This is a genomic window from Paenibacillus germinis (genome assembly GCF_013141785.1).
GTDB classification, from domain to species: domain Bacteria; phylum Bacillota; class Bacilli; order Paenibacillales; family NBRC-103111; genus Paenibacillus_E; species Paenibacillus_E phytorum.
The window spans coordinates 1-22373 of sequence record NZ_WHOC01000009.1; the positions used below are offsets into that span (position 1 = coordinate 1).

A 22373-nucleotide genomic window follows, 5' to 3' on the forward strand; every position below is an offset into this window, starting at 1 on the left:
AAAACGCGCTTATTCTGGAGCACACGAATAAAAAAGGAGTAAGCTTCGCTTACCCCAAACCCTAAACATATAAGTTCTGATATGACCAAAAAGGACCTCCCCCTATAAGCGGAAGTCCTTATGGATACGTGTAACCATCTTTAAGCTAGATACCCCTCAAGGTTTATAACCCTTTTGGGACTGCCCCTCTTTTTCTCGCCACAGCCGTATTCTAAAGCTCCAACAAATAGTTTTTCACAGCCTCTACAGCTTCTTTCCTATTTCCAGCCTTGATAACGACTCGGTCTTGTTCATATTGCTTCATCGCATGCTCATAGCGTGGATCATAGTAATGCATCAGAAGCAGCTTGACGGCTTTCTCATAGTGCTGTTCCTGAAGATTTGTCTCAATTTCTTTGGCTATTGGGGTATGGATGCGGTCTTTAATATGCTTAAACGCGTGTAAAATATCCGGTTGATGTTCGAAAGGTTTATAATCCTCAATAATATGCTGAACACGTTCTTCGATGGGCATTTCGATAAAAATCTGCGCGGCGGCTTCTTTTTTTTGAACGATAAACTCGGGAAGAACAACTTTACCAATTCGCTTACTTTCTCCCTCAATTAATACATAAGGCGCTGATTCAAGCTTCAATAGTTGTCCGACAAGTAAGGATTCAAACGTCTTTTGGTTATGTGATTTCAAGCCAATTTCTCCAAAAATGGAGCCTCTATGACCCGCCATCCCTTCAAAATCCAAGACAGGATAGCCTTCTTCCAAAAGACTGCGCAAAATAGCTGTTTTCCCGGTTCCCGTGTTTCCCAGAATAACGTGGGCAGGGGGCTTAAAATCTCCAAGCTGCTCTAGTCTACTTACAACCCACTTCCGATAAGCCCGAATACCTCCGGTCAAGCGGTAAACCCGAATACCCATCAGCGATAAAACAGTTGCCGTTGTTTTACTTCTCATCCCGCCGCGCCAGCAGAAAACGACCTTCGGTTCCTTGATTTGCTCGAAAGTCTTCACAAAAGCGGGCAGCTTCGCTGAAACGATCTCAAGCCCTCTATCCTTAGCTGCTTGCACGCTCACTTGCTTATAGAGGGTACCTATCTCGGCACGCTCTGCATCCTCAAATATGGGAATATTCAAGCTGCCGGGGAATGTGCCATCTTCAAATTCGGAAGAGGAACGAACGTCGATCGGAATGATCTCTTTTTTATTTTGCAGGGTTAGTAGTTCTTCGATGGTGATATCTTGAAACAATGGATTTTCGCTCCTTTAAAGTACAACAATACGTCCAGGATGTTCTGCGGTGATTTCACCAATCAAGCTCGCTTCTACACCTGCATCCTTCAGTTTGCGAAGCAATTCATCAGCCTGCTCTCCATCGACAGAGATGAGGAGGCCGCCTGAGGTGACCGCGTCGCATAAAATCCATTGGCCAATTTGATCCAACGATTCAGCAAATGTGATCGATTCCTGTACATGAGCGAAGTTGTTCTTTGTGCCCCCAGGAACGAATCCCTCTTCGGCAAGCTCTCGGACCCGCGGCAAAACAGGTACATCTTGCGCAGTTATGCGAATACCCACGCCGCTGCCTTTGGCCATTTCCAGAGAATGTCCCATTAAACCAAAGCCTGTCACATCTGTGCAGGCATGAACGTTATAAGGCTCCATCGTTTCCGCCGCCGTCTTATTCAGCGTTGCCATCACCTGCGTGACTCGCTGAATTTCTTCTTCACTTAGTCGATCCTTTTTGATCGAGGTTGTCAGAATACCCACACCAATCGGCTTCGTTAAAATCAATTTATCTCCGGGCTTAGCTCCTGCATTGGTACGAATTTTCCCTGGGTGAACTAATCCCGTGACGGCGAGTCCAAACTTCGGCTCGTTATCATCAATGGAATGACCACCTACAAGTGTAATTCCTGCTTCCTGCATTTTATCCCCAGCGCCACGCAAAATATCGGCAAGCACTTGCTTGGGAAGCGTTTTAATCGGAAAAGCAACAATGTTTAATGCCGTTAATGGCTTACCGCCCATCGCATAAATATCACTGATGGCATTCGCCGCAGCTACTTGTCCGAATGAATAGGGATCGTCAACGATCGGAGTGAAGAAATCTACGGTTTGAACGAGCGCAAGCTCTTCACTTAATTTATAAACACCAGCATCATCGCTAGTATCTATCCCAACCAGAAGATTGGGGTTGGCAACTGTAGGCGGCAAAGATTTTATCACTTGAGAAAGATCTCCCGGACCGATTTTGCATCCGCATCCACCTTTCGTGGAGTAAGAGGTTAGTTTGATTTTATCCCCTGTCGTCATCTGGCATCATCCCTTCATTTTCACACTATGTATGTATCAATGATAACCGATTGAACACAAAAATAAAAACGAACATCTCTTATCCGTGATCTGAATCACAGAGCAGAATGTTCGTATTCGGTCATCAACGTTTCGTATGCAGCGACTTCAAGTTTGCTTCAATGGACACACGCTGGTTCTCTAAGAATGGCGGGAGAGAAAGCGATTCACCTAGCGTCTCAAGGGGTTCATCCGTAGCAAAGCCAGGACCATCGGTGGCTAGTTCAAAGAGAATGCCATTCGGCTCGCGGAAGTACAAAGAACGGAAATAAAATCGTTCTACAAAGCCTGAGTTAGGTAATCCAGCTTGGTTAAGGATCTCAGCCCAAGCCAGCAGTTCTTCCTTGTCTTCAATACGGAAAGCAACGTGATGAACGCCGCCGCTGCCTTGACTTGTAACCGGCAGATCGCTGCGCGGCTCGATTTGCACTTCGGCCCCTGACCCACCTTCGCCTACTTGCATGACAATGATATCTTCTTGTCCTTTAGTAAGTGCGGGAATGCGTTCTTTCTCAGTGAAGCCTAGTATGCGAAGTGCTGCCAATGTGAATTCAGGCTTTCGTACGGTCAGCAGCACTGGGCCTAGTCCGGTAATACCGTATGAGACAGGAACCGGGCTTTTTTCCCACGGCTTTCCTGCCTTAACACCTGTATTATTTTCATCGGAAACGATGGTTAGCTGCTGACCTTCCGGGTCCTCGAAAAAAATGACTTTGCGTCCCGCAAAATCCTCCACTGGGGAGTACTTTACACCATGTTCCTTGAATCGCTCTACCCAATATGAAAGCGCATCGTCATTCGCTACACGAAGGGATGTACCTGAAATACTGCCTACTCCTAAGACATTAGGCCCAACTCCTGGAAAATCAAAGAAAGTGAGTTCTGTTCCCGGATTCCCCTTTTCATCCCCATAAAATAAATGATATGCCGTTGTATCATCTTGATTGACTGTTTTCTTGACAAGCCGCATGCCAAGCACCTCGGTGTAGAACTGGAAATTCGCCGCTGCATCCCCTGTCATCGCAGTTATATGATGAATACCTTTTACGTTCAAATCTATCCGTCCTCTCTACAAATGCTCAGACCTCTGATTAAACACAAGTAGTTTAACCTTAACCTATTCGTATTATGAACTACGAAGTGCCCAGTATCTTCTTACCGCGCGGCTGCGAACCATTCGGATCCGGTTCTAACGTTACGCCAAAGGAGTCAATTTGAAAATCCTTCACCTTCACAGGGATGCTGTATGTCAGCACGCCAGTACCCTTCTCATCTACACGGAGCGTCCCGCAATTGTATCGCTTCCCGCTTCGGTTATACCACACCTGGTAGGCCCAATCCCCTTGGGTTTCCTTGAGACCTTGCAAATTAATGACCACATTGTGGATATCGCCATTTTGCAGCACATACGCAGTGCCAGAGGCTGTTGGCATTGTACTTTCAACGGATTTCAATTGAAACGTATGCACGATTTCCGCTGGTTGACTTAAAGAAGGGTTGGCTGAAAAGTTTTTTGGTTGTTGATTGTTCCACCATACACCTACAACGAGGCCTAAGATAATGGCAGCAGCTCCGCCATATACCCATTTATACGAATGTTTCTTCTTTTTCTTGATTGCCTTCAGTTGGGTCGGGATAATAGACTGCATAACCTGTTGTTTCAAATCCGAAGGGACTTCTACTTCCTCCATCTCAAAAGGAAGTGCCTGCCAGACCTCCTGCAGCTCGCTTAATTCTTCCCGGCATGTGACACAAGTTCGCAGATGCCGTTCGAAAGCAGCGCGTTCCAACTCCGTGCAGTCGCCTGTCAAATAATTGACAAGATAACTGCATTCCACAGTCTCCTGTTCTTTCATTACGTCATCCCTCCCTCAGTGATGTCAGATGCTTCCGAAGTATTTTCAAACCTTGATGCAAACGGCTTTTTATCGTACCAAGCGGCTCATTCGTTTGAGTCGCAATTTCGCTTAGAGAATAGCCCTGCCAGTACATCATGTCGATCAATTGAATTTGGCTATCCGACAAATGCACATAAGCCTCTTGAATTTGCTCTCCAATCCACTTACGTGACATAACCGATTCTGGATCAGGATCGCTTGAAATGAGCGTATGTTCCCACTCTCTGGGCTCAAATTGGATCACTTGATCGAGTCTGCGCTTCTTGCGCAAGCAATCGATGGTGATATTACGGGTAACCGTGATCACCCAGTTGACGAATGCACCTTTGCTTGCGTCAAAGCCCTTTTCTGTGGTCCAAAGACGTGTGAAAACAAGCTGGACAATTTCTCTGGCCGCTTGCTCTTCCTTCATGGATTTCAGCGCAAATGAATACACCAGCTTCGCATAGCGATCGTAAAGCTCTTCTAAGGCAGGATGGTGCTTAGCCATCACCAGCTTCATGAGCTCACCATCTGTTCGATTTCGCATAATTCGGTACACCCCGAGTCGAAATGAAGTTTATTATCTTTCTACCTTATCGCCAGCTAGACTTCTTGGCAATAGCTTTATAGAAAAATAGCGCCCCAACGTCGCTGAATCTGCCAGCATGTTGGAGCGCAATAAACCTACAGGGTCGACTAGGAAGTTATCTTGCTGTGGTTTGAGCTGGATCGAGGACGAACCAGACCTTTCCTACATTTTGCCCAGTCGTATCGCCAGGGTTATGATCTTTGATCCAATAGTAAAGCGGCCAGCCTTTATACGTGCTTTGTTTCGTGCCATCGTTTCGAGTAAGAGTACCGAAATCGCTGCTAGTTAGATCCGTGGAAACCGTAAGGTTCGCATCATAGAAGATCGGCCAGTTAACCAAACATTGGCCTACACAAGAATTAGGGTCCGCTTTATCTTTTGTGAACAAGTACAAAGCCATACCATTTGAATCCACCAAATACGTGCCAAGAGCGTCGGATTTACTTGTTTTTACAGATGCATTCGCCGCATTAGTGCCACTGAATTTCGCAGGGTCAATCACGTACCAGACTTTACCAACATCCTGGCCTAACGTGTCGCCCATTTTCTTATCATCTACCCAATAGTACAGAGGGAAACCTTTGTACGTTGTTTGCATTTTGCCATCTGCACGAATGAGAGTGCCGAAATCTGCTGAACTAAATCCTGTTGGAGGTGCAATATTCGGTGTGTAGAATAATGGCCATTTCTCCAAGCATTTGCCTGAGCAATTGCTGACGCCCTTCGTATCTTTATCATAGTAGTAAAGTGCCATGCCGTTTGCATCTGTCAAATAATTGCCTAGATCGGTTTTGGTGCCTAGCGCCACCCCGCCGTTCGAGGGTTTAATAACGAACCAGACCTTACCAACGTTATCTCCTGTGGTATCTCCGGCTTTTTGATCTTTAACGAAGTAGTATAAAGGCCAGCCCTTATAGGTGAGTTGTTCTTTGCCGTCAGCACGCACGAACACTTTGAAATCCGCTGCGCTAAACTCTGCAGGAACCGTGAAATTATTGCCGTTAAAGATCGGCCAGTTGGTCAAACATTGCCCCACACAAGAATTAACATCTGCTGCATCCTTGGTAAAATAGTAAAGTGTCATGCCTTTGGAGTCCGTCAGATAACTACCCAACGTATCGCTTTGCTTCAAGCTGAGTTCTGCGTTCCCCAGCACTTCTAGCTTAGTCGCACTGATTTTACCTTTATCCGTCAAATCGGCGCCTAGCGTTTTCGCAGTTCCTTTGATAGGAACCTTCAGAGCTTCGATGGTTGCTGTTGCGATATGTAAGTTTTTGAACTGCTTCACATTAGCAATCTTCGATAAGCCATTTTTCCCGGCAAAAGTAAATACGTTCGCGTACTCGAAATCCGTGCCTTGTGTGTAGCCTAGCGATTCCAACAGAACCTTATAATACTGCTGCGCTGTAATCCCTGCGAGCGGTTCGAATTTATCATCGCCGGTTCCCTGCCAGCCTAAATCAGGATGCACTTTCAAATAACCTAGGATCGCTTGGTTCTCTTTGGAAACGCCGCTAGCATCCTTAAAGCTAGTGGTTCCGGTGAAAGCTAACGCTTCGGCTTCCAATCCTTTTAATCTTAGGGACATCACCGCGGCTTGCAGCCTTGTAGTTGGCTTGTTTAAGTATTCAACCGTCAGCCCATTGCCCTCTCCTTGGAGGATACCAATATCCCCTGCTATATCCGTTTCGGATTTGACCTTCAGAGGCTCAGCCGCGACAGCTGATAGAGCCGTCACTCCCGCCATAAGACCTAGTAACACTAGGGAAGATACCAATACTTTTTTAAAATTACCCATGCTCGATTACTCCTCCTTAAATTTTCTATCTAAGGTAACGATGTGGAGCTGCAAGCGGTTTTACCATTTGTGATAAAGTGGACAATTATTTTAAGCAAGAACGTTAACTTGAAATGTGCTGCTTGTGAAAGCTCGGTTTCCGAGCTTATCTTAGAAACTCCTCAGTGAAAGCTCGGTTTCCGCGCTTATTTACATTCGCAATAGTTCCACCTCAGCTGAAAGCTCGAAAATCGACTTCTCAACCTATCAAATACCTACCTCGTCACGGTTCTCGCTGCATTTAAGCGCGGTTTCGGAGCCTATTCAAGTCACTCCTCTGCGAAAGCTCCATTTCCGCGCTTATCCACTACGCCACACTTCCCACCTTTTTCTGAGAAGTCCGATAAGGACTTCTCGAAGCAAGAATGATGCTTGTTAAACACAAATGTATGCTGAGAGAGCCAAAATCGACTTCTCAACCTTCAAACCCAAACCTCGCAACGGTTCTCGCTGCGTTTAGGCTCTATTTCCGAGCCTATCTCAGTCACTCCTCGCGGAAAGCACGATTTCCGCGCTTTCGCACCTACACCTCACGAGTGCTTGGTTTCCAAGCTGCTAGGTTTTTCTTTATACGTACAAAAAGCCACCCCAACGTCAAAGGACGAATGGGATGACTTTTTTATAAGGACGAATTGACGGCTACCCTTACATTTCTTATTGGAAAAACTTCACGCGTTCTTCAAGCGGTTGAAACTCTTTATCGCCCGGTGTAAAGGTTGGTTTACCGAATGGCATTTGGGCAAGCAGCTTCCACTCGCTTGGAAGGTTCCACGTTTGTGTAACTTCCTCGTTGATCAAAGGATTGTAGTGCTGCAGCGATGCGCCAAGACCTTCTTGTTCCAGTGCCGTCCATACTACAAATTGCAGCATGCCTGAAGATTGGTTGGACCAGATCGGGAAATTGTCAGCATAAGCAGCAAATTGCTTTTGCAGATTCTCTACTGTCGTCTCATCTTCAAAGAACAATACAGTTCCATACCCGCTTTTGAAACTATCGATACGTTCCTCTGTTGGCGCGAAGCTGTCAGCAGGTACGATCTTTCTCAGGGTTTCCTTCGTAATGTTCCACAATTTATCGGATTGCTCGCCGAATAATACAACAACTCTTGCGCTTTGTGAGTTAAAAGAGGACGGTGTATGTTTCACAGCCTCGTTCACAATTTCTTGGATGCGTTCATTCGAGACGACCACTTCTTTACTCAGTCCATAGTACGTACGTCTTTCTTTTACTGCTGCTAAAAATGAGTTACTCATATTTATCTTTCCTCCGCTTCTATCCTCTGATAGAATTAAGTTTTATATACAAATAAGAATTACCTTCTACTTCATATGTTACTTACTAAATGTTATTTACTTTTATTATTATCATGCGAATTCACCTTTTTGTCAAGCATAATTTCATTGCCTTTCAACAAGCCTTAGAAGTTTGAGATCCCTCCCCACGGGGAATAATCGGATATAAATCCATATCAGGAGGGACGAATTTACATGGCGGTCACAACCAAAGGAACGCTGCTCGTCGAAGGGCATGAGATTACAATTACGAACCCTAACAAGCTTTTATGGCCTGAAGCGGGCATTACCAAGGCCGATTATCTCGCTAAATTAACCGAGTTGTCTCCTTTCCTGCTGCGCTATTGCCGTAATCGCCACTTAACAACCATTCGTTTCCCAAACGGGTATAATGAAAAGTCCTTTTATCAAAAAAATGCCCCCGATCCGGTACCTAGCTTCGTGAAGCTGGCGCCGCTGGATGGCATTAATTACATCAATCTAGACTCGTTACCCACCCTGATTTGGCTGGGAAATTTGGCTTGCTTGGAGTTTCATCCTTCCTTCCACCGCATTGGCGAGACGCTGCCAGCAGAATGGGTGATCGATATCGATCCTTCGCTTGAGGAAGAGCCGCGTATTATGGAGGCTGCCCACATCATTGGAGAAGTGTTGGATTCCCTGCATATTCAGTCGGTTCCCAAAACCTCAGGCGCAACAGGTGTTCAGATCTACATCCCTATTCAGCATGGCTACACATTTGAAGAGCTTCGCCGTGTCGGTCATTTTATTGGCGCCTTTGTCGTGAAAAAATATCCTAATCTTTTTACCATCGAAAGGTTCAAGAAAAATCGCGGCGATAAAATCTACGTAGACTACCTACAGCATTGGTATGGAAAAACATTATCTGCTCCTTATACACCACGCGCCAAAAAGGACGCCTCCGTGTCCACCCCCCTGTTATGGAAAGAGGTTGAGATGCGTCCTAATATTCGTGATTTCAACTTACATACGGTGATGAGCCGTTTGAGAACGTATGGCGACCTCATTGAGAAGGTTCCTCTACAAAATTTGAACGCCATCTTAGAGCGTCTTCAATAATTGTAGCAACCTCTCACAGATCTACTCTCTTAGAACAAAGGGGATAACAATCGGGCAATGACTTCCTTCCCCTTCTCCATCCGGGATCTCATCTCAAATTGGGCTAATTTCAATTCATCACTGTCCTTCAAATCCATTAAAAAGTCAGTCTCTAGACGCTCAATGACATTCTTATTAAACATCACGGCATTCAATTCAAAGTTGCTGAAAAAGCTGCGCATATCCACGTTCGCCGTACCTACTGTAGCCATTAAGTGGTCAATAATCATAACCTTGGCGTGCATGAAGCCTTTGCGATATAAATAGAACTGAACCCCCGCCTGCATCAGCTCCAGCAGATAGGACCGTGATGCATACTGAACGATTCGGGAATCTGATTTGTAAGGGAGAATAATACGGACATCGACACCGCTGATAACCGCTGTTTTGAGTGCCATTGTGATACTGGGATCCGGAATAAAGTATGGCGTTGTCATGTAAATTCGTTTCTTAGCTGCTATAATACCTGCGAAAAACATCTCCTGTATAGCATCCCAGTGGGCATCTGGACCGCTTGAAATAACCTGGACCAACGAAGCTTCTGGTTCGTTATGCTCAGGAAATAACGATTCTTCAGACAATCGCTCCCCGCTAACGAACATCCAGTCTGTCATAAAGGTCATCTGCAAATAATACACCGAATCCCCGTGCAGCATGAGATGGGTGTCTCGCCAGAAACCAAGTTTTCGATCTTTCCCTAAGTACTCATCGGCAATATTAATACCGCCAACGAACCCCACCAAGCCGTCAACGACAATAATTTTCCGATGATTGCGATAGTTCATTCGTTTATCGAAGAAGGCAATGAGCGGCCGCAAAAAAGGATGCACGTCAACCCCAGCTTGCTTAAACTTATTTATGTAAGCCGTAGAAAGCGTATAGCTACCCACCCCGTCATAAATAACTCTGACCTTGACACCCTCCTTCGCCTTACGGATCAAAATTTCTTGAAATTTCACACCGGTTTCATCATGTCTGATGGTATAAAACTCAAAATGTATATGACTTTTCGCCTGTTCAATCGCCTTTATCATGGCCTCGTAAGTGACTTCCCCATTGGTCAACACTTCAACTCGATTCTTTGGAGTAATGGGTGAGCCCGGAATGTTATGAAGCAGTCCACCAAGACGCGGCTCATCGAACAGCTGATAATTCCCCGCATTGCTTGCAATCGCAGCCGATTCCTTATACATCCATTGATGTTTAATTTCATCCATTTTACGGCGTCCTTTGCGCCGAACCATTTTCCTTTGGGTATATTCCTTAGCTATGAAATAGTACATGATAAATCCGATAATTGGAAAAATAAACAAAACGAGCAGCCAGGCTACCGTTTTAGCTGGTCGTTTATATTCGCCGATCAGAATCGTTGCGGTCTGAAAGATGAATAGCAGCAGAAGTATCACAACCCACAACAAAAAGCTCCGCCTCCTCTACCAATTTCCCCGCAATTTCTTGTCCTGATAGCTTTTGCCAAGGACTTCTCATCTATACCCATCCTACAGTCTGGACTCGACTGAATAAAATTTTCCAACTTTCGTAATAAAATCCTTTCATTTCGAGAAAAATATGAAACGCATTCCTTTAATCTTCATCCAGATCGCGGCAGGAGGGCCATCGCATGGTTAAAGCATCCAAACAATTGATGAAAAGTATCCTGCGTAAACGCCCATCAGATAGGCCGGGTGAGAATGATGAACAATCTGAGCTTAGTGATTCGTTAGACTATCACTTCATCGAAGAGCTTAAGCAAACTAAAATATCACTTCTTCTACATGAAAATCATGAATTTATTAAAGCCATGTTTCAGGACTGCTCTGATGTTGTCGTCCGTGAATTCGAGATCGAGCCGAACATTCCAGCAATGCTTCTCTTCGTTGATGGACTCACCAACACCCAACTGCTCAACGAAACCATGAAATCATTAATGATTCTGGGTGGCGGCCAAACAGCGATCGACCGCATCGCAGGTACGATACTGCCGGTGTCTCAGACACAAATCTCCGATAATTACGGAGACCTGCTCGTTTCTGTTTTGGGCGGAGACACCGCCCTGCTCGTGGAAGGCAACGCGAAAGCCATCCTGCTCGGCATCCGCGGAACAGATAAGCGCTCCGTCGGCGAGCCGGAGACGGAAACTGTCGTGCGCGGACCGAAAGAAGGGTTCGTGGAGAGCATTCGCACGAACACCTCTATGATCCGCCGCAAATTAAAGACGCCTAGATTGAAGATGAAATCCATGAGCGTCGGTAAAGAGAGCAATACCGCTCTCGTCGTCTGCTATCTCGACGACTTGGCAATGCCCTCTCTTGTTGAGGAAGTGGTCAAGCGGATTGAGCAAATCAAGATCGATGCCATTTTGGAATCAGGCATGCTCGAAGAACTCATCCAAGATGAATGGTATTCGCCATTTCCACAGATCCAATACACAGAACGGCCAGACGTTGTTGCCAGTGCTCTCCTGCAAGGACGAGTGGCCATCCTCGTTGATGGCACACCCTTTGCGCTAGTTGTTCCTTTCGTATTCATACAGGTTATGCAAGCGAGCGAGGATTATTATGAACGATACCAAATCGGTACACTATTACGCTTGCTGCGTTACATCTTCTTGTTTCTGTCGCTCACGGCACCTGCTCTGTATGTAGCTATAACGACGTACCACCATGAACTACTACCGACAACACTGATGTTAAGTGTCGCTGCCGCCCGCGAAGCGATTCCGTTCCCTGCCGTTGTTGAGGCGTTAATCATGGAAATTACATTCGAAGCCTTACGAGAAGCAGGTATTCGATTGCCCAAGGCGGTCGGCTCCGCTGTCTCCATCTTGGGTGCGCTCGTTGTTGGACAAGCCGCTGTCCAAGCTGGCATCGTATCCGCACCGATTGTCATCGTCGTATCCATTACTGGGATTGCTTCATTCACCATCCCGCGTTATAACGGCGCTATCGCCATTCGGATGCTGCGTTTTCCTTTTCTAATCGTTGCCTCCGTATTCGGTTTCTACGGAATTATCTTTTGCTTGATGATTTTATTTGGACATATGGCGAATTTACGTTCCTTCGGAGTACCTTATTTATCCCCATTAGGACCGTTATCCGCTGGAGACTTACAGGATTCGCTGATTCGCTCTCCTTTGTGGGCGATGGAGAAACGTCCTGCATTTATGGCGATTCAAGACACACAGCGCATGGATCACAAGCTGCCTCAGCAAATCAAGGAGGACGGAGGCGTAGACGGAAGCAGAATTCAGCATGAGCATAAAGCGAGTGAGGAGGGCAAATCAAATGACTCATCGTAGGCGTCTTTTTGTGTTTGGGATGATGAGCACCCTCGTGCTGACATTCCTGACAGGCTGTTGGGATCGTACCGAAACCAACGATATCGCCTTTGTGCTCACCTCCTCCATTGATCTGGAGGACGACGGCAAGTATCGCGTTACCTATATGTTACCCCTCCCCGGTTCCATGGGCGGCGCCAGCGGGGGTGGAGGCGGTACGAGCGGAGGCAAAAGTTACTATATAGATTCAGAAGTCGGAACAACGATACGCGAAGCAACAAGCAAGCTGCAAATGCGAATGTCGCGCAGACTGTTTCTATCACATCGGCGAACGATTGTCCTAGGCGAAAAGCTTGCCAAGGCAGGAATCGGCATCATGTTTGACGATGCGGCACGGACACCGGAGAGTCGGCTGACCTGCTTTCTCGTCGTGACGAAGGGCAAAGGCTACGACCTGCTGAATGCGGAGCCCAAGTTTGAACGTTTTCCCTCCGAAGTCATTCGCGAAATAACTAAATCGCGCCGCGCGATGGCGACATCCACGAAGGATATTGGCATTTCGCTTAGCTTTAACAGTGATCCTATTTTGAGTTACCTCGAAGCCAAGGAAACCCAAGGAGCTAAGAAGCCCTCTCAAGAAATTCAGCTAGTTGGCTATGGTCAGTTCAAAGGAGACAGAATGGTTGGTATTTACAAGAATCAGGAGGCGAATGGACTCATGTGGATGAGAAACCGTGTTAGAGAACATCTTCTCACCTTTCCGCTCGAATCAGGCAAAGATATCTCCATTCTCGTTAAGGAAGGACATACCGAAATCAAACCTATACTGCAAGGGGACAAGGTCATCTTTCAACTTACTCTAGAGGCTAAAGGGGTCATTGGTGAAGATTTATCCGAACAAGATCTCAACAAGCCGGAGGCCATACACAAGGTGGAGCGTAAATTCGCAGAGCAAGTGAAGAAATGCGTCCAAGCCGCCATTAAGCAAATGCAAAAGGAAGGGACCGATTCAGCTCAACTGGGTTTACTCGTTTGGCGGAGTCATCCAAATGTGTGGAACAACGATTTAAAGCCTCAATGGCGAGACGTGTTTAAAGAAGCTGAATTCCGCATCAAGGTTGAAGCCTCCATCACCGAAACCGGTCTTATCAATCAGAATGTGATCAAGGATGGGAGCTAGCGATGAACAGCATATTTATACTGAGCTTTCTATTCATTATGATTGCCAGTCTTTTGATAGACCGCAAGGCACTTAAGCATCAGAAAGGCAGCGTAAAGGCGACTTATGGGTTAATTACCTTTGTCACACTTGTACTATTCATTAGCAAATATTTACACGTACCCATTCCGATGCCTTCGCGTTTCTTTATCCACACGGTTTCCCCTTGGTTTAGTCATTTAATGGGCATTTGATTGCAAGTTAGCCTATCAAAAAATCAATAATTCAGTAATCAGCCCTTGAAGCAATTGAAACGGCGGTGGCTTTCATCGATAAAAAACAAGTAATCAACCAGAGACAGCTGGCGTGGCTGGCCTCATCCATCATCACAAGCGGAGGCATCTTTACGTTGCAAAATGTATTGATTCGAGTAAGTGAGATGGATGCGTGGTTCAGCTATATCCTATCTGTTTTCTATATATTTGTGATTGCAGCCTTTTTTGGATATTTAGTGAAGATGTTTCCAAAGATGAATATTTTCGAAATATCCATACATTTGCTAGGGCGCTGGGGCGGTACTGTCGTCAATCTGTTGATTTTGTTCCACTTCTGGCAAATTCTCGTGCAGGATTTGTCTTCCGCATCGAAATATAATTCCACGTTGTTGCTGCACAACACACCCGTGGAAATCTTAGTTCTGGTGCCCTGTTTGTATCTGATTTATTTTGGGAGAAGCAGCGTGGAAATCGTCGCTCGCGTCAACGATATGTTTTATCCTCTCTTCGTCATCGTAACTTTGTTGATGCCACTCTTGCTTTCGAACGAATTCAATCTCCGGCTCGCTATGCCTGTTTTCACAATGCCGTTCCAACAATTGGCCTTCAGCAACCTGCTTGCCATCGGAAGTGCGGGTGATATTTTCATTCTCGGCGCATTTCTGCACACGATGTACAACGCAAATCAAATCCGTTCCGCTATCCGACACGGATCCTTGCTCGGTATTTGCCTGTTCACGCTGATCATTTTTTTGGTACTTACCGTTTTGGGACCGAAAATGCCTGCGAATTTCATATATCCTGCTTACAATTTGGTGCAAGTGATTCATGTGACGGATTTCCTCGATCGGCTTGATATCGTTCTCCTGACCATCTGGTTACCCGTTCTAGCTTGCAAAATGATCGCAATATATTTAGCGATTCTCTTAGGCATTAGCTCGATCATCAAGGAGCGCAACTATCCCGTCATTAACAAGCAGGTCGCCCTCTTGGTGGCATTTACGACCATTCTATCGTTCAAGAGTATCACGGAGCTGCTCGCCTTCGCGAATTTCAGCATGCCGCTCATCGTACTAGGATATCAGCCTTTCGTCATGGGTATTCTATTCGCTGCCGCGAAGATCAAGCAGCGGAAGCAATCTCATCCAATGGCTTCACCCAGCGACAGTGGGAATTCTATTAAAACTCCTCCCGAGCAGATGACCAAGACCAGCGTACGATTCTCCTACAAGCAATGGTTATGGCTGGGCAATATCCTGATCGTCTTCTCCACTGTCTGCATCGTCATCGGACTTGCCTTCGGCAAGTATAAGCCCATCATGAGCACGGCCTGCGCAATGTGTTTTGCTTGTTGTTTATTCCTTACGGTCCTGACAACTTATATGGAGGTGAACCTTTCGAAGCAATCAGGAGCCGGTAAATGATTTAGGAACAACCGAATAATTAATTGCGAGTTATTAGTCGGTTGTTCCTTTGTGGCAAAAAAATGCATAAAAAAAAACGCACCCTCATAAACAGGTGCGTTACATGGCTAGACAGGAACTGATTGGCTTAACCGACTTTTGGCCACTTTCAAGTAGCCATACATATTTAGATATTCGCTTTCATTCGCGAATCGCAGTTTTAATGACCCTGCAGCTTCTTGGATGTAAGGTTTCAGCGCTGATGCGCCTCCACCAATCACATAGAAGCATTGAATATCGGGATATTTGCGCCAGCGCTTTTTGATCATCTCGATCATCCGTAAAGCCGCGCGACGGAAATGCTGGTCCACGATCGGCCGAATATCGACCTGTCCTTCGCCAAGGAGTTGAATCGTAAATTCACGATTCTTCACTCGCTGCACGAGCTTCGCACGGCTTGGAAACACATAGCCGTAAGCATCTTCGACATCGCGAATGACAGCATCGAGATAAGTAGCGATGCCAATTTGCTCACCATGACTGAAGTGATTATCAATAGCCATCCGTTTGATAACAGGGAAGTCCGTCGTCAGTGCGCCGATCTCGCAAACGCCGATGCAGCCGTTGTAAATCTCTTCATCCTTGACTTGCAAGCTGTCGTGCGTAGCCAAATGGAACATGGCTGCCGCCCCTTCAATGGAGACTGCAACCTTGCGAACCGATACTTTAATCTTGCGGTTTTGGAATTGTGGAGTGGATAGAAAAGTCACTTCATGCTCACCAAGCAGCCTCTGCTCGAATTGCTGATTGAACTTCGCAAACGCACGAACAGGCAAACCGGTTCCAAGCGTATATTCGACTTCGTCTACATTTCCGTACCCAGCATTAAAGGCTTGGTTGGTGAGACCTTGATAAGCTAATGCAGTAAGCGCAACAATAAGGGATTGATCCGATATCGCCTTATTATCCGTGTCTTCAAGCTCCAGATTATCTTCATGTTCCAAAGCAAGTTGTCCGACGAAATAACGTTGATTTCTTTGAGAAAGGGATGGACTGTAAATCATTACATCCAGCGCTTTCAATGGTGTGTCTTCTTCCTGCAAAATATGCCTTTCGTATCCCGGCGCAATGATATTCGGGATCACTAACGGTTCTCTAGAACCATCCAGCACCAGTTTAATACTATCGTTCCCTATATCGATACCTGCTAGCTTTATCATTAGTGGCTACACTCCATATCTACAACTTCCTGTATTTGTTAAGTACATTCGATTATATCCGACAAGATTCCTTCCTACTTTCGACTCATTTTATCTAGGACTAGTAGGTATTAGGAAGGTTTTTATCAGAATATGACGAATGAAGTACAGGAATATTGAACTTTACCAAATTCAACCACGACAGGAGACAATTAAGCCTTTATGAAGCTCAACTGGAAACCCAAAAAACTGACGCTAGTCATCATTCCAGATGCCAATCAATCGGTCGTCAGGTTTCGTATTCCCCATCTATTCGCTTATATCGCTGCAGCATGCTTATCCGTGCTGCTGCTAATTTCTATAATCACTTATGTGATGCATGCAAGCACCTTGAAAGAGGCTAGCGCTCTGCAGTCAAAGCTAACTGGAGCTAACCAACAGTGGAGTGCTGCATTAAATTCCAAAGACAAGGCCATCGAACAATTACAGAATGAAGTTATTCAACTATCTCAGCAAGCCGAACAAATGAAAACAAAAGTCGAAGAAATGAAGAAATTCGAAAGTGATCTCAAATCGATTGCCGGGATCGACGCAAACACAACCGGGACAGCTGTTGCCAGCACGTCACCCAGCAAACTGGATAAACCTGCGGATGCAGATGGAAAGCTCCCTACCCTAGACAGCGGCATTGGCGGAAGTCCTAATCCAGCTTCTCAGGAAGACATCATAAAGCTTGGTGAGCAGACGTTAGCTTCCTTCACGGCACTTAACAGCGAAGTGAAAGAGCTGCAAACCAACTTAACCGCAACGAAGCAAAAGGTTGCCGATAAGCAGCAATTGCTTCGCATTACCCCTACCTTGTGGCCGACTACCACCAAGGTCGTCACATCGACGTTTGGTTACCGTACAGACCCTTTTACGCATCGTCCAAGCTTTCATTCCGGCATTGATTTCGGTGCTCGTGAGAATGATCCTGTCTATGCAACCGCAGACGGCAAAGTCGTCAGCACCGGGAGTGATATGTTCCACGGCAACAATATCGTCATCGAGCATTCAAAGGGATTGCGCACTTGGTACATGCATTTAAATAAAATTTTAGTGAATAAGGGAGATTCCGTGGAAAAAGGTAGTTCTATAGGCCTAGTCGGATCCACGGGACGCAGTACTGGACCTCATCTGCACTATGAAGTACTCAAAAATGGGGAAAGCATCGATCCCAAACCTTATCTCAAAGCGAATCGAAAGGATGAATAACCACCATGTTTAAGAAAAAGAAAGACTTCATGAATCCAAATACAACAGATACTTTGATTGGAGAAGGTACAACCTTTGAAGGCCGCATCAAATCAGAAGCGAGCATTCGCATTGAAGGCGGCATTACAGGTGATATCGAATGCGCTGGGGATGTTATTATAGGGGAAAATGGCGTAGTAAAATCCAATATTTCTGCAAGGGACGTTGTACTGGCAGGAAGCGTACAGGGTAACATCATCACCAAGGGCAAGCTGACGATTACTTCTACAGGTTCCCTTCAAGGCAATATCAGCGCGGCTTCCTTTATCATTGAAGAAGGTGGACTATTCCAAGGAAACAGTAAAATGGACTCGAAAACATCAACAACTGCTCCTATCCAAAACGGGGAGCAAGACAATGGGAATAAACCTGCCTCATCCGCTAATGGGGCATTTAAGGGGAATACGGTGGCTATGTAAGGGTCTCGCCTAGGACTTAGGCTAGGCGCATGATATAATAGTTGGAAATTCATTTCTAACTGATGCAGGAGACAGGGCCTATGAGAGAACAGACGATACTTTTTGATCTTGATGATACGTTGGTGCATTGTAATAAATATTTTGACTTCGTGATTGACCAGTTTATCGATCTTATGCTTACTTGGTATTCTGGGCACGGACTTAACGCGCAGGACATCAAGCAGAAGCAGCTCCAAATCGATCTCGCTGGCATCCACATTCATGGCTTTATGCCGGATCGTTTTCCCAAATCATTTGTTGAGACGTACCAATGGTTCGCCACACAGTATAACCGTCCAACTAATGTAAAAGAAGAATCATGGTTGTTGCAATTAGGCCACACGGTTTATGAATATACAGCAGAGCCTTATCCGCTTATGAACGAAACACTTGATCATCTCCAGCAAGCTGGACACCGACTGTTTCTATACACAGGTGGCGATGCAACTATCCAAATGAAAAAAGTGAAGGATTTGAGCTTAGACACCTATTTTGATGATCGCATCTTTGTTACGGTGCATAAGACGAGAGAATACATGGAAACGATCATGAACGAACAGCGTTTTGATCGCAACCACACATGGATGATCGGCAACTCGATCAAGACGGATGTACTGCCTGCGCTGCATGCAGGTATTCACTCGATTCATATTCCTGTACAGCAGGACTGGGAGTACAACACAGGGACCATCGACATCACTCCTAAAGGGGCGTTCTACCAGTTGAACTCCTTGCAGGAAGTTCCTGATACCATCCACGCGTATATTCAAAAATGAGAAAGGACGATTCCAAAGGTTTCATAACCTAGGAGTCGTCCTTTTTTTGTATCTGTTAGCCTCTGGACCACACGATTATCAGGCGGCTACATCGCGTCTGCGGAATATTTCCCAAGAGAGCACAATAAACAATAAGAAGTAGAAAAGCAGCACGGTTATAGAGAAACCAAGCGTCATCCCTTCTGCCAGCGGCTGCCCCTCTAAGTACGGAGTGAGATCCGTGTTGGCGAATAAAAAATATTTGCCCCAGCTGTATCTCATCAGCAATAGCGTAATAATTTGCCCTGCAAACATGATGAAAATGCTAAGGCCAATAGCCAATGAGGAGCTGCGAAATACGGTTGAGATCATAAAGGCCATCGTCACGATCATAACGAGTTCGATCAACTTTAGTCCATAGGTTGCAAACACGTACACCAGCATACTCCCTTCCTGAACTTGTCCTGCTGCATTTACAGTCAAGTGTGGAAGATTTAGACTCTGAAATCCGTAGAGGAACCCATTCACAATCAGTGAAGTAATAAACATCACAATCAGCAAAGTAGCTGCAAACAGCAGCGTTGTTAGATACTTAGACAATAGAATTTTCGCTCGGCTGGCAGGACGAATGAGCAGCAGCTTAATGGTCCCCCATGTAAACTCACCAGCGACCATATCTCCGGCAATGATTACGGTAAATAACGTAACCATGATGATTAATCCCGCTGCGCTTAGGGTGCCACCCCATAAGGTGTTATCTGTCGGAGGGTAATTATGATCCAACATGTACTGCTGGAGTGCTATGCCCTCCTTCATCTGCTGTTTGAATTTGGCCGGCACATCCGGATTTTCCAGCTCTTTCTGATTGTGCTCAATCGATTCCGCTGCTCTGGTCTTCCAGTCTTCATTTGACTGATAGCCCGAATGTGAGAACAGTCCAGCTAATACGACAATGGCAATCAATAATCCACCTAGAATCCAAGTTCGCAGCCTACGATAAATTTTCATATGTTCATTTCGAATGAGATTAAGCAATCGGATCACTTCCCGTCATCTCTAAAAATTGATCTTCCAGGGATTTGGTTGCCGCTCGGATGCCGTAGACCGCAATCCCTGCCTCTACGAACCTTTTGTTCCACGCTGCTGTCTCTTGCTTATCGAGATTCATGATGATCTCATCCCCTGATACATTCACTTGTGCTCCGTGTTCTGCTGCTAATGTCAAGACTCGATCCATCGACGTCACCTCAAAAGCCACCTGCTGTTTGCCATCCGCCTGACCAAATTCTTTAATCAGTCTGACGTCTACCAGCTTCCCGTTCTGAATAATGGCGACACGGTCGCACATCAACTCCATCTCCGCAAGCAAATGACTGGACACGATAACTGAGATTCCATCCTCCCGGGTGAGCTTTCGTAAATGATCACGCAGCTCCCGAATACCTGCTGGATCCAGCCCATTAGTAGGCTCGTCCAAGATTAGCACAGACGGCTTATGCAGCAGAGCTTGAGCGATCCCAAGCCTTTGGCGCATACCGAGGGAGTACGTTTTGACCTTGTCATGGATTCTATTTTCCATACCAACAAGATCAATGACCTCTTGAATTCGGTCTTCCTCAACGCCCGGGAACATTCTCGCGTAATGAACCAAATTATGATAACCACTCAGAAACTTGTACATTTCCGGATTTTCCACAATTGCGCCAACATGACGAATCGCTTGCTCAAAATGGGTACGAATGGAATACCCGCCAATCCGTATATCCCCTTCCGTGATCGACATGAGTCCGACCATCATCCGGATGGTTGTCGTTTTGCCCGCTCCGTTCGGACCGAGAAATCCAAACACCTCGCCCCGCGGCACCTCAAAGCTTAATTTATCGATAATCGTTTTAGAACCGATGCGTTTTGTAATTTGATCGATTTTTACTATCGGTGTAATGGCATCTATTGTTGCTGTCATCTTTAACACTCCCCCTAACTTTTAACCAATATAACCCAATGCTACCCTACCTGAGCTGCTTTGCCTAGTTAACTTTCTAAGAATAGTCATAGAGAAAGGTCACAAATCATCACAAAACCATATGACTGCGCTCACTATAGCTTTTTCCTTATTTTATGTACAATGATCTTATAAGATCTTGTGTAAAGGAGTCCTTTTATGATTCAAAGAAGACCTTGGCACGGTGTAGAGTGGTCCCTTTTTATCGTTTTGACCGGTTCTACACTGCTTGGCTTGCTTTACGCGCTTTTGCACATGCATGAGCATGAACTAACGACCAACATACAAGCAATATTGGCCATCCTCTTGTCCTATGGCGTTCCATTTCTATTCTGGAGACCGGACTACATCAACTCAACTTTCTATCCGATTGCCGTTCTGCTGACAGGTATTCCTCTACAACTCTATCTTTCATGGATGCAGCAGGATGCGTACCTTACTATTAATTGCCCATTAATGGTCATTGGATTCCTCACCGACCGAAAAAATGCTTGGTGGACCGCTCCCATATTTATGGTGGCGATGCCTGTTGAGTATTTTTTCATCCTTCATAGTGAGATGGGGGTTGGCCAATTATTTAGCATTATCTTAAATGCTGTGCTATTCTTTGCCATTGGCCTTAGCTTACAACGGGTTGTGACTTCGAATGAGAAGACCGAAAAGCTTTTAGCCGAGAACCAACGTCAGTATCATTTAATCCATGAGCAAAATAACGCATTAGAGCAGTATGCCAACCAAATCGAACAGCTTACGCTGCTTGAGGAGCGCAATCGGATGGCACGTGAATTGCACGATACAGTGGGGCATACGTTTACTTCCGTCATCATGGGGATGGACGCTGTGTCCTACCTGATCGAAACAGTGCCAGAAAAAGCCAAAGAAAAGTTGGACGTCCTGCGTAGTGTAACCCGCAATGGACTTGAAGAAGTACGCCGCAGCATTCATCAGATGGTTCCCGAAGGCGATATGCTGCTCTCCCAACAATTGACGAGACTGGCTAACGAATTTGCCCTTCATACCGGGACCCAAATCCGATTCACCACCGTAGGTGACGAATTCGACATTCCGAAACAAACCAAACTTTCGCTCATTCGCTGTCTGCAGGAATCGCTAACCAATGCCAAACGGCATGGCCGGGCTTCCACCGTAGAAGTTACACTCACTTACTCCGATGATTTAGTCGACATTCGCATTGAGGACGATGGCGTCGGTACCGAGCAGCTGAAAGTTGGCTTTGGTATCAACGCCATGCAGGAACGCATATTTGCGCTGCAGGGTACACTTCAGGTGAGTTCCACAATAGGTCAAGGTACTGTCGTTCATTGTTCCATTCCCGCCAAACGTTTGCCGTCATTCTAAATCTTTCCCGTTGGAAGCACTGGGTGGTACAATGTGGATACAAACTTAAGCTGCGCTTACGATGCCAGTTTTTCTGGCGAAAAACTCAAGTAACGCTTTCGAAGCCAGTTTTTCTGGCGAAAAACTCA

20 protein-coding genes are annotated in these 22373 nt (G+C 45.8%); 9 read left to right on the plus strand and 11 right to left on the minus strand.

What is annotated here, in order from left to right; genetic code table 11:
• Window positions 1-211 precede the first annotated feature (211 nt).
• The 7 genes from mnmH to GC102_RS01285 form a co-directional block, all read right to left on the minus strand.
• Complete coding sequence (mnmH, locus tag GC102_RS01255) at window positions 212-1243, minus strand: tRNA 2-selenouridine(34) synthase MnmH (protein ID WP_171687875.1); 1032 nt, start codon at window positions 1241-1243, stop codon at window positions 212-214.
• A gap of 15 nt (window positions 1244-1258) precedes the next feature.
• Entirely contained in the window at window positions 1259-2308 is a 1050-nt protein-coding gene (selD, locus tag GC102_RS01260; protein ID WP_171687876.1) for a selenide, water dikinase SelD, read from the minus strand.
• 124 nt (window positions 2309-2432) lie between these two features.
• Window positions 2433-3401, minus strand: coding sequence for a ring-cleaving dioxygenase (locus GC102_RS01265; protein ID WP_171687877.1), 969 nt, complete (start codon window positions 3399-3401; stop codon window positions 2433-2435).
• Window positions 3402-3480: 79 nt separating this feature from the next.
• On the minus strand, window positions 3481-4203 hold the full coding sequence (locus tag GC102_RS01270) for an anti-sigma factor (protein WP_171687905.1): 723 nt from the start codon (window positions 4201-4203) through the stop codon (window positions 3481-3483).
• Window positions 4204-4207: 4 nt separating this feature from the next.
• Complete coding sequence (locus tag GC102_RS01275; RefSeq protein ID WP_057304934.1) at window positions 4208-4774, minus strand: sigma-70 family RNA polymerase sigma factor; 567 nt, start codon at window positions 4772-4774, stop codon at window positions 4208-4210.
• Window positions 4775-4931: 157 nt separating this feature from the next.
• A complete protein-coding gene (locus GC102_RS01280) occupies window positions 4932-6614 on the minus strand; it encodes a hypothetical protein (RefSeq protein WP_171687878.1) in 1683 nt (560 codons plus the stop codon).
• Window positions 6615-7307: 693 nt separating this feature from the next.
• The gene (locus GC102_RS01285) at window positions 7308-7907 is read right to left on the minus strand and encodes a nitroreductase family protein (protein ID WP_171687879.1); all 600 of its coding nucleotides are present in this window, start codon (window positions 7905-7907) and stop codon (window positions 7308-7310) included.
• Window positions 7908-8141: 234 nt separating this feature from the next.
• Here GC102_RS01285 and ligD point away from each other — a divergent pair, with 234 nt between their 5' ends.
• Window positions 8142-9026, plus strand: a complete 885-nt coding sequence (ligD, locus tag GC102_RS01290; protein WP_171687880.1) for a non-homologous end-joining DNA ligase — start codon at window positions 8142-8144, stop codon at window positions 9024-9026.
• A gap of 29 nt (window positions 9027-9055) precedes the next feature.
• On the opposite strand, the gene cls is transcribed toward ligD, so the two are convergent.
• A complete protein-coding gene (gene cls, locus GC102_RS01295; RefSeq protein ID WP_171687881.1) occupies window positions 9056-10483 on the minus strand; it encodes a cardiolipin synthase in 1428 nt (475 codons plus the stop codon).
• Window positions 10484-10710: 227 nt separating this feature from the next.
• On the opposite strand from cls, the gene GC102_RS01300 reads away from it, so the two are divergent.
• The 4 genes from GC102_RS01300 (at window position 10711) to GC102_RS01315 (ending at window position 15200) form a co-directional block, all read left to right on the plus strand.
• Window positions 10711-12363, plus strand: a complete 1653-nt coding sequence (locus GC102_RS01300) for a spore germination protein (protein WP_171687906.1) — start codon at window positions 10711-10713, stop codon at window positions 12361-12363.
• Window positions 12350-13522 carry a Ger(x)C family spore germination protein gene (locus GC102_RS01305; RefSeq protein ID WP_171687882.1) on the plus strand — a complete coding sequence of 391 codons (1173 nt, stop codon included), beginning with the start codon at window positions 12350-12352 and terminating at the stop codon, window positions 13520-13522. Before GC102_RS01300 ends, GC102_RS01305 begins: the two co-directional genes overlap by 14 nt.
• Window positions 13523-13524: 2 nt before the next feature.
• Window positions 13525-13755 carry a hypothetical protein gene (locus GC102_RS01310; RefSeq protein ID WP_171687883.1) on the plus strand — a complete coding sequence of 77 codons (231 nt, stop codon included), beginning with the start codon at window positions 13525-13527 and terminating at the stop codon, window positions 13753-13755.
• 65 nt (window positions 13756-13820) lie between these two features.
• The gene (locus GC102_RS01315) at window positions 13821-15200 is read left to right on the plus strand and encodes a GerAB/ArcD/ProY family transporter (protein ID WP_171687884.1); all 1380 of its coding nucleotides are present in this window, start codon (window positions 13821-13823) and stop codon (window positions 15198-15200) included.
• A 107-nt stretch (window positions 15201-15307) separates the two neighbouring features.
• On the opposite strand, the gene GC102_RS01320 is transcribed toward GC102_RS01315, so the two are convergent.
• Window positions 15308-16399: a ParM/StbA family protein gene (locus GC102_RS01320; protein ID WP_171687885.1), complete on the minus strand. Its 1092-nt coding sequence runs from the start codon at window positions 16397-16399 to the stop codon at window positions 15308-15310.
• A 201-nt stretch (window positions 16400-16600) separates the two neighbouring features.
• On the opposite strand from GC102_RS01320, the gene GC102_RS01325 reads away from it, so the two are divergent.
• The 3 genes from GC102_RS01325 (at window position 16601) to GC102_RS01335 (ending at window position 18905) form a co-directional block, all read left to right on the plus strand.
• Entirely contained in the window at window positions 16601-17632 is a 1032-nt protein-coding gene (locus tag GC102_RS01325) for a M23 family metallopeptidase (RefSeq protein WP_171687886.1), read from the plus strand.
• Between the two features lie 5 nt (window positions 17633-17637).
• The gene (locus tag GC102_RS01330) at window positions 17638-18090 is read left to right on the plus strand and encodes a bactofilin family protein (protein ID WP_052229292.1); all 453 of its coding nucleotides are present in this window, start codon (window positions 17638-17640) and stop codon (window positions 18088-18090) included.
• 80 nt (window positions 18091-18170) lie between these two features.
• Complete coding sequence (locus GC102_RS01335; protein WP_171687887.1) at window positions 18171-18905, plus strand: HAD family hydrolase; 735 nt, start codon at window positions 18171-18173, stop codon at window positions 18903-18905.
• A 78-nt stretch (window positions 18906-18983) separates the two neighbouring features.
• On the opposite strand, the gene GC102_RS01340 is transcribed toward GC102_RS01335, so the two are convergent.
• Window positions 18984-19928: an ABC transporter permease gene (locus GC102_RS01340; RefSeq protein WP_312883138.1), complete on the minus strand. Its 945-nt coding sequence runs from the start codon at window positions 19926-19928 to the stop codon at window positions 18984-18986.
• Window positions 19912-20847 carry an ABC transporter ATP-binding protein gene (locus GC102_RS01345; RefSeq protein ID WP_171687889.1) on the minus strand — a complete coding sequence of 312 codons (936 nt, stop codon included), beginning with the start codon at window positions 20845-20847 and terminating at the stop codon, window positions 19912-19914. Before GC102_RS01345 ends, GC102_RS01340 begins: the two co-directional genes overlap by 17 nt.
• Window positions 20848-21045: 198 nt before the next feature.
• On the opposite strand from GC102_RS01345, the gene GC102_RS01350 reads away from it, so the two are divergent.
• Window positions 21046-22245 (plus strand): sensor histidine kinase, encoded by a 1200-nt coding sequence (locus tag GC102_RS01350; RefSeq protein ID WP_171687890.1) that lies wholly within the window; start codon window positions 21046-21048, stop codon window positions 22243-22245.
• Window positions 22246-22373: the final 128 nt, after the last annotated feature.